Raw genomic sequence first — 2,602 nt, 5'->3', positions numbered from 1 at the left:
CTCCCGAACTGTGAAGCAGGGTTGTTACATTTTTATGAAAATTGAATGGCGAGAGGGTGTTTTGTCCTGCTTTGCCGCCGCAGGGCTGAATTTTTAGGACATGGGTTAGTAACAAAATAAGACTAAGAACCTGCACGCGCCGCTTTTTTGGCGCCTTTTTTGGACAGCGTGAGGTGAGCTTGAAGACATACAGCTCACCTCGCCCTGTCACAATCGGGTTTAAACTTCAGAAGTGCCACTCAAGGTGGAACGTCGGCGCATGCGTATCGGTACCCGGTTTATTGATCGCGCCATACTTGTGTTTCCAGTACTCATAGCCCGGACCGACCAATAGGGTATTTTTGCGACCCCATGCCAGTTGCCCGACATCGACCATCAATGACGCGCGCACCAGGCTTTCCTCGGCCGTATCCTGCTTGAAGTAATCCTTGCCCTTCTCGGTCTTGTAGCTGGCAAAACCCTGGAATTTGAGGGGCACGCCGGCCACCTGGAACGGGATGCCCCAGACCATGTGCAACACATAGTACGGGTCGAACTGGATGTTTTCGGCCTGGCACGCATTCAACCCGCAGTGGTTCCATTCCATGGCATACAGCAGGCTGATATCCAGGTAACCGGGCACGTCGAACTTGAGCGTCGGACCGGCCACCAACATGCGCTTGCGGGTAGCGAACTCGGTGTTCTTGTAGTTGAGCTCAACTCCGCCGCTCAGGGCCACCTCCTTGACCGGACCAAAGGCCATCGACCGCTCGAACACCTGGCTGAGGAACAGTTGATGGCGGTACACCAGATAGGCCTCGGTCGCACCCGAATCGCTGTCTTTCTTTGGATCGTTACTGTCGGACTTGAGTACGTCCAGGTTGAAGAAATTGGAACCGGTCTCATTGCCGCTGGCATGGCCCAGTTGGTAGATCTCCTTCTGGACCTTGCCACGGATGCTGGGTTCGGTGAAGTCGGTACCGTAGCGAAAACCGATGAAGGTATCGCTCCAGTCCTTGGCCTGTGCCGGGCTTGAGATCAGACTCATTGCACCCGCGGTTATCAAAAGAGCCTTGCAATACGTTTTTTGTAATTGTTGTACGTACATGTTCAGGATTCCATCACGTCAAAGGTCCAGCCATCCCGGTTTCCAGGCATGCGCAAGCCTTGCCCGGACGACCACGAGGGCCGGGTTCAAGTTGCCAGGGGTGCTATGGCTTAGCGGACGTTAGCCATGGGTATGACGAGTGGATTGCCAGGCAATCATTTGCCAGCCGTTATTGCCCGCCTTCCACACGCTGATGTACCGCGAGTTGAGAACCATGGGTTCGCCACGGATCACCACGTCCATGTCGATCAGCCCGGTAACGACCACGCATTCCCCTACCCTGCGCATCTGCTCGTCACGGCTGGTGAAGCCGCGATAGCGCCAGACGCCCTCTCGCATGCCCTGCAGGTAGCTGCTCTTGCTGTCGCTCTTGCCGTCCGAGTGGCTGTAGGTCAAGTCGCGGGTATAGATACTTTCCAGGAAGTCCATATCGCCCTCGACCATCGCCTGGCGGCGGCGCAATTCCAGGGTTTGGATCTGTTGTTCTACGCGTTGCTCTGACATCGTTTGATACTCCAGTGTTGATCTCAAACTTCAGGAATCCGTGGTTTTCAGCGCCCCTCCCGCGCGAGCGGGCACGTCTGACTCCACCTGGGGCATAAACAACAGCGTGACAGTGGCCAAGGCAAAAAAACCGGCGCACACCAACAGGCCCCACGCCAGGCTGTAGTGGGTGGCGATACCACTCAGCAGGAGCGGCGCAAAAGCCGCCAGGCCCCGGCCAAAGTTGAAGCAGAAGCCCGCGCCGAGAGTGCGTACCCGCGTGGGGTACAACGCACTGAAGTAGGAGGCAAACAAACTGGCAAAGGCATAGAAGAAGGCATAGATCGGCCCTAGCCAGAACAGAATGGCGTTATCGGTGGTGAGTGCATAAATCGATAACATCAGCGCGCTGCCGAGCAATGACAGGAGCGTGGCGTTGCGTTTACCGATGTGGTCAGCGATGAAGCCGAAGGCATTGATACCGATAAAGGCGCCGATGTTGAGGATCGCCATGAAGTTGGCCATCATCCCAATGTCCAGTCCGCGCTCCTTGATCAAGTAGGTGGGCAACCAAGTGCTCGCCCCCCAGAAGCCAATCACCGCAAAACTCGCCGCCAGGGTACCCAGCAGGGTCAGGCGCAGCAGTTCGGGGGAAAATATTTCGCGTATCGAGACATGCTTGTGCTGGCTGGGGCCGGCCATGTTGCGGATTTTCTGCGCGGTCCATTCCGGTGACTCAGGCACAAAGAAAAACAGATACGCCAGCGGGATCAAGGTGGAGATCCCCGCCACCATGAACAGGGTTTGCCAGTCTGGCAGGTAGCTGGCCGCCACCATTGCCGCGATGGCGGCGCCAATCGGGAATGAACTCAACACGAACCCGATCGCTCGTGCCCGTTGATGGGCAGGCCAGGTTTCCGTTACATAGGCTGAGACAATCCCCCACACCCCGCCCAAGCCCAGCCCGGACAGAAACCGCAGGAGCAGGAGCAAGCCCCAGTTGTGCGTGGTAGCGACCAGCGTGGTCAACAC

General features: G+C 56.9%; 3 protein-coding genes. All 3 read right to left on the bottom strand.

Annotated elements, in window-relative coordinates; all coding sequences use genetic code 11:
- Positions 1–226 precede the first annotated feature (226 nt).
- Complete coding sequence (locus tag GIW04_RS29720; protein ID WP_019817113.1) at positions 227–1,027, bottom strand: hypothetical protein; 801 nt, start codon at positions 1,025–1,027, stop codon at positions 227–229.
- A gap of 180 nt (positions 1,028–1,207) precedes the next feature.
- Positions 1,208–1,591, bottom strand: coding sequence for a nuclear transport factor 2 family protein (locus GIW04_RS29715; RefSeq protein ID WP_014718565.1), 384 nt, complete (start codon positions 1,589–1,591; stop codon positions 1,208–1,210).
- A gap of 30 nt (positions 1,592–1,621) precedes the next feature.
- A partial coding sequence (locus GIW04_RS29710; RefSeq protein WP_236479531.1) for an MFS transporter occupies positions 1,622–2,602 on the bottom strand: 981 nt, incomplete at its 5' end.

Source organism: Pseudomonas sp. PA-4-8C, from assembly GCF_021606625.1.
GTDB classification, from domain to species: Bacteria; Pseudomonadota; Gammaproteobacteria; order Pseudomonadales; family Pseudomonadaceae; genus Aquipseudomonas; species Aquipseudomonas lactis.
This window is presented reverse-complemented; position numbering and strand designations above follow the sequence as displayed.